The 6,684-nt window shown below is 34.1% G+C and carries 4 protein-coding genes; all 4 read left to right on the plus strand.

The window, feature by feature from the left end; genetic code table 11:
- Positions 1-938: gliding motility-associated C-terminal domain-containing protein (locus ACEN2H_RS15345; protein ID WP_441733879.1), on the plus strand; the 938-nt coding region annotated here is incomplete at its 5' end.
- Positions 939-996: 58 nt separating this feature from the next.
- Positions 997-1,905, plus strand: coding sequence for a PorP/SprF family type IX secretion system membrane protein (locus tag ACEN2H_RS15350; protein ID WP_441733881.1), 909 nt, complete (start codon positions 997-999; stop codon positions 1,903-1,905).
- An 11-nt stretch (positions 1,906-1,916) separates the two neighbouring features.
- Positions 1,917-3,854 carry an OmpA family protein gene (locus ACEN2H_RS15355; RefSeq protein ID WP_441733883.1) on the plus strand — a complete coding sequence of 646 codons (1,938 nt, stop codon included), beginning with the start codon at positions 1,917-1,919 and terminating at the stop codon, positions 3,852-3,854.
- 1,370 nt (positions 3,855-5,224) lie between these two features.
- On the plus strand, positions 5,225-6,684 hold a 1,460-nt coding region (locus ACEN2H_RS15360; RefSeq protein ID WP_441733885.1), incomplete at its 3' end, for a hypothetical protein.

A 6,684-nucleotide genomic window follows, 5' to 3' on the forward strand; every position in this document is an offset into this window, starting at 1 on the left:
CTACTCAAGTGGGTGTGGGAACTGCAACCTATTACGCTCAAGCTTCTAACGCAACTTGTTCTTCTTTAACTAGAACTGCGGTTACTTTGACTATTAATGCGGCTATAACGGTTAGCGGAATAGCTACTAACGTTTCTTGCTTTGGTGAAACCAATGGTTCGATAGCGGTTACAAATAGTGAAGGTTCTACTGTAGTAATCACAAATGCTACTGCTAAAGTAGTATCAAACACCAATTTGCTTGCTGGAACTTATACTCTTACTGCTACGGCAAACGTTGGTACCGAAGGAAATTCTTGTACTGCTACTGCGCAAGTAACTATTAGCCAACCTGAAGACATCGAACCGATAATGGCACTAGATGCAATATGTAATACTGATAGGACATTAGAGGTTGATTTAAATTCCTATTTACCAACTGATCTTCCGTTGACAGGAAATTGGGTTGACCTAGGAAGTACTGATACATTAGATAAAAATAAATTAAGTCCATACGATTTACCTAACGGCGAATATACTTTTGATTACGAAATTACAATCGATGGTTGTCCTCTAGTGTATAAGCTGATAATAAAAATAACAGACGATAACTGTGGAATAGTTTTAGGTTGTGGAGTCGTATTTGTTAATAATGCGTTCTCTCCTAATAATGATGGTATTAACGAGGAGTTTTTTATCGATAATATCGATGACACTGTATGTTATCCAGAGAACAATGTGGAGATTTACAACCGTTGGGGAGTCTTGGTTTTTGAAACTAAAAATTATAACAACACAACTAACAAGTTTACTGGTGTATCAAGAGGACGAACAACTATAAGTCAATCTTCGGGGTTACCAACGGGAACTTACTTTTATATTTTGAACTATTCATCTGTTGATAACAATAATAATGTTCAAAATAATACTAAAGACGGTTATTTATACCTTACTAGATAAAAACAACTCAAATCTAATACCTGAGGCCCAAATCCTCAGGTACAAAAAAAGAACCTAAATGAAGACAAGAATATTGTTAATCGCCTTGATGTTTACTGGTATTGTAAGTTATGCTCAACAGGATGCCCAATTTACACAATACATGTACAACACAATCAACGTCAATCCGGCTTATGCTGGATCTAGAGGAGCCATGAGTATATTTGCATTACATCGTACTCAGTGGGTAGGGTTAGACGGAGCCCCCACAACTAATGCGGTCTCTATCAACACGCCTTTAAACAGTAGTCGATTAGGCTTAGGTGTGTCTGTGATAAACGACAAGATTGGACCAACACATGAAAATACTATATCAGCAGATTTATCTTATACCGTACCTGTTTCAGAGACATTTAAGCTTTCTTTTGGTATTAAAGCAACGGCAAACTTATTCGATTTAGATGTATCCAGATTAAGTCCAAAACAAGCTGGAGATTTAAGTTTACAAAATTTTAATAAATTCACTCCAAATATTGGTGCAGGAATTTATTTACATTCTGATAAAGCATACATCGGTCTATCGATACCAAACTTCATCGAGACGAACCGCTACGATGATAATGACGTCAAAATCTTTAAAGAAAAAAAGAGTTATTATTTAATTGGAGGTTATGTATTTGACTTAAATCCTACTATTAAATTCAAACCAGCGCTACTTACCAAAATGGTTGAAGGAGCACCTCTTCAGGTTGATCTTTCAGGAAACTTTTTATTCAATGATAAATTTATGATTGGAGCAGCTTACCGAGTGAGCGCTGCCATGAGTGGAATGGTCGGATTTCAAGTGTCAGATGGTATGTATATTGGTTATGCTTACGATCTTGAAACCACAAAATTAGATAATTACAACTCTGGATCACATGAGGTTTTCCTTCGTTATGAAATATTCAAAAACAACAAAAAAATTACAACTCCCCGATTCTTCTAAAAGTAATTATCATGAAAAATTATATCATTTTATACCTAACAATAGTAAGTGTCTTTTCATTTGACTGTTATTCCCAAAAATCCAAGCTTGCCTCGGCTGATAAAAAATACGATAATTACTCTTATATAGATGCCATAAAGACCTACGAAAGGGTGGCCGAAAAAGGATACAAATCAGTAGATATGTTTCAAAAATTAGGTAATTCTTATTACTTCAATGCAGACCTTGAACAGTCGGCTAAATGGTATGGCGAATTATTTGCCATGACCTCAGAGGTGCAACCAGTATACTATTTCCGTTATTCCCAATCTTTGAAAGTTATCGGTGAAAACGACAAGGCTAATGAGATGCTCAAAAAATTCAGCGAACTTTCTGCTGATGATTCTAGAGGAGACCTTTTTCTTAGTAATGTAAATTATCTAGATGCCATAAAAAATAACTCTGGAAGATATACTGTAGAAAATGCAGGTATAAACTCGAAATACTCCGATTATGGAACAGCAGTAACTTTAAACAAAATTGTTTTTACTTCCGCCAGAGATACTGGTAGCTTGGGACAAAGAAAACATACTTGGACAGATCAACATTTCACTGACTTATATGTAGCTGATTTAGATGAAGAGATGAATCCTGGTGTTGTTGATAAATTTGACAAAACGGTGCAATCTAAATTCCACGAAGCCACCCCTACTTTTACAAAAGATGGTAAAACGATGTATTTTACCAGAAATAACTATCTGGAAGGTAAAAAAGGAAAAAACGCAAATAAGGTTACTCTAATAAAGATTTATAAAGCTACTTTAGAAAACGACCAATGGGTAAACATAACAGAGCTTGCTTTTGATAGTGACAATTACAGTACGGCCCACCCTTCCTTAAGTCCAGATGAGAAAACTTTGTATTTTGCTTCAGATATGCCTGGAACTTTAGGACAATCAGATTTGTTCAAAGTAGAAATAAATGAAGATGGTACTTTTGGAACCCCAATAAATTTAGGAAATACAATCAATACAGAAGGAAGAGAAAGCTTTCCGTTTGTAAATGATGAAAATGAAATTTACTTTGCTTCTGATGGTAGACCTGGAATAGGAGGTTTAGACATTTTTGTTTCAAAAATAAATGAAGATGGGACTTTTAATAAAGTTGATAATGTAGGAAGCGATGTAAATTCGTCAAAAGACGACTTTGGCTATTGGATAGATACAAAATCAAGAAAAGGCTTCTTCACTTCTAATAGAGATGGCGGTCAAGGATATGATGACATATACAAGTTTTTAGAGCTCAAAAAACTTACTTGCGAACAAAAACTGTATGGTAAAGTAACCGACCTAGATACTAAACAAGCGCTACCGGGGGCTAAAGTTAGTTTGTTTGACAATCGTTTCAACTCGATCACAGAAGTTATGTCAGATAGCAATGGTGATTACGCATTCAAAGTAGAGTGTGGAAAAACCTATAACGTAAGAGCAGAAAAAATAGATTATACAACTAAAGAAGAAACAATCACCACTGGTAAAGTAAACGGGAAAACAGAACTCAATATAGCTTTAGAAAAAGAACAATGTAAAGTGGCTATAGGCGATGATTTAGGAATCTGTTTCGGTATAAAAATGATTTACTTTGACTTAGACAAGTCTAATATCCGAAAAGAAGCTGCATTTGATTTAGAAAAAATATTAGATGTACTTCTACAATATCCAACTATGAAATTGGATATTCGCTCTCATACCGATAGCAGAGCATCATTTAAATACAATGAAGATCTGTCTGACAGAAGAGCAAAATCTACTATCAGCTGGTTAGTCAAAAATGGAGTGAATCTAGATAGATTAACAGGAAAAGGATATGGAGAAACTCAATTAGTAAACAAATGTTCAGATGATGTGGACTGTACTGAGGCGGAACACCAAATGAATAGACGAAGTGAATTTATCATTACTGCTTTATAAGCTAAAAAAAAACTGTTTTCTTAATCTAATTGTTTAGAACAGAAAAAAAAATGTAGAATTAAATATAAATACAAATAAAAAACAGTAGTAAGCGAAAGTTTACTACTGTTTTTTATTTTACAGACACTGTCCCGTAAAGTGTGTAAATGAAAAAAATAGGGGTTTGCCTTTTTAATTAAAGTTGAACCCTTTTTTCAAAAATAATTAAGAACTGATTTAGTATTAATCCCCAGTTTGGGATTGGCATTGACCATTTTCTGGTTGCTTCCCTCCTTCTACATTCTTACTTTGCTTAGACTATTTTATTCTGTACTGCAGTACTCAACTCTTACTTAATGTCCTGTAGCATAGCATAGCGCCTTATTCTAGGCCTCTAAATGAATGATAAGCTTTATCTTCCAACGTTATCGTTCTAGGGTTTTAAAAGCAATAACGCTGCTGTTTATATTATCACCATGATTTCCTTAGATTAAGGATCGATAACCATTTATAGATAAATTGGGATTTGTCTTCTCCCAATTTGTGTGATGTCGACGATTCGTAGTTGCTAATCCAAACTATACCTCAGTAAATAAATTCGTTACTTATAAAACAGTGATAACCTTTAGTACTTATACTATATCTCCTTCTTAACTCCGTCCATGGATATTTAGATATGAGGTTATCACATCTAATTATCATTAATGGAAGCTAATCTTAGTTAACACGGTAGGACTTCTTCGTCTCTAATCTGGACATATTTTATCTAGTGTCTAAAACATCCGCTATCATTTGAAAAGCCTTAAAATACTTTACTAATTTTTCTTTTAATTCTTCGAGATTAAAAGCGACTGTCTGACTCGAAAAGACTACAGAAGTAAATCTTCCCGTCGTTATAATCGTTTGAAAGCAAATTAGTTTCTAAAAAACCTTTATTGCACTACCTGTCATGTAAAATTGAATGATTTTTTTTGTCAAATAAATGTTAAAATGCTAATATTCAACGTATTAAATTTAATAAACTTATTAAAAAAATACATTTAAACGAGTAATTAAGTCATTTAAAGAAAAAACTACAGAATATCCTTAGTACTTCATAACTTTAATAGTGCTTAAAAAGAAAAAACTTAAATTATTGTTTAACAGATAGTTATATTGTGTAAATTTTTTATTACAGCAAACTAGCACAAAAATAGAGTTCAGCTCAAAGCTTTGAATTAATAGTAATTCAAAAAGTGAAATCTAAATTTTATGCTTTTTAGATTGAAGCATAATTATATCAAATAAAATACTTTTTTATTCTAAAAACTTGAAGAAACGAAATGGACTAACAGCAGTGAAATCCTATTAAACAAAACATCTCCCTTTATCACGATTTAAAACTAATCAATATGAAATCAACTATTACTTATTCGACAAAATTGTTCACCATTATTTTATTGACTCTATTTGCATTTGCTACAAATAGTTATTCGCAAGATAGTTATGACGGCGATTATTGTCCAGGTCCAGGTGCAATTGGCGATGAATATGCCAATGGAATCGTATTTAAAAAGCAACTATCGACTAGTCCTTCTTCAACATGTGAAATAGGAACCATCTATGCTAAAGTAGATACCCAAAATCAAATATTAAGATTGGGAATGAATATTGGTAATGGTGGTGCTGCTCTTTTTAGACTTTATTTAGATACTAATAATAACCCTTTAGATGGGTTAACTTCTGATATATTTGGTGGTCCTTTGACTGTGGCTGGTGCCGAATTTATTATAGAAATTAATTCGAACGCGTCGACATTTAATTTATATTCCGGAAACGGTAGTACTTTAACCCCGCTTTCAGTTGATAATGGACTTGCTGCTAAAAATGGAAGTGCTATAGGTTGTAATGCTGGGGGCGGTGAGTTTTTGGAATTTAATATTCCATTTGGAAGTATTGGTATAAATATATGTGATACAAATAACCCCGGTTTTATCAATATTACTAAGCTAGCATCTGTTAGTGGTAACTCCTCCTCTTCTAGTAGATGTATCAATACCCCCCTTACTTTTGGAATCCCTTTAAAAGGTGCTGTTGAGTCAGACGGGACTGTTTGTTCAGGAATTAATAGCAGTAATTTAAAGGTAACTGGTATTACTAATACTTCTATTATTACTAAATGGCAATATTCAGTTAGTCCATTTACTACATGGGAAAATATAAGTAATACTGGAATAACTTACACTCCTTCTGATTTAACTCAAACTACAAAATTTAGAGCAATCTTTACAAACTCAGGCCTATGTCAAGGTAATGAAATTACTACTAGCGAAGCAACAATACTCGTAACTCCATCGCCTATTGCTGCTGCAGGTCTTAACCAAACCCAATGCAATAACAATAGCTTTACGATGGCTGCAGTACCAAGTGTAGGTGCGGGCGCTTGGAGTTTTGTTGGTGAATTTGGAACTGCCGTAATAACTACTCCTACATCTCCAACTTCTACAGTAACTACTGTGCCAACAGATATGAATATAACCCTACGTTGGACTGAAACTAATGGAACTTGTAGTGATTTTGATGAAGTAACAATACTAAATGACATACAACCTATTGTCAGCAATCAGCCCAATCAGACGCTATGTAACACCCCTAATTTTACAATGACTCAGACTACGCCAGCTACCGGAACAGGTTTATGGACTCTGACTAGCGGAACTGCAACAATTACAACGCCAAGTTCTCCCGTGACAACAGTAACTGGATTAGTAGCCGGTACTACTGCAACGGTGAGATGGACCGTAACTAATGGAACTTGTAGTGCTTTTGATGAAGTAACAATCCAAAATGACATACAACCTATTGTCAGCAA

Origin of the sequence: Flavobacterium sp. W22_SRS_FP1, from assembly GCF_052113685.1 — a bacterium.
Classification (GTDB): Bacteria; Bacteroidota; Bacteroidia; order Flavobacteriales; family Flavobacteriaceae; genus Flavobacterium.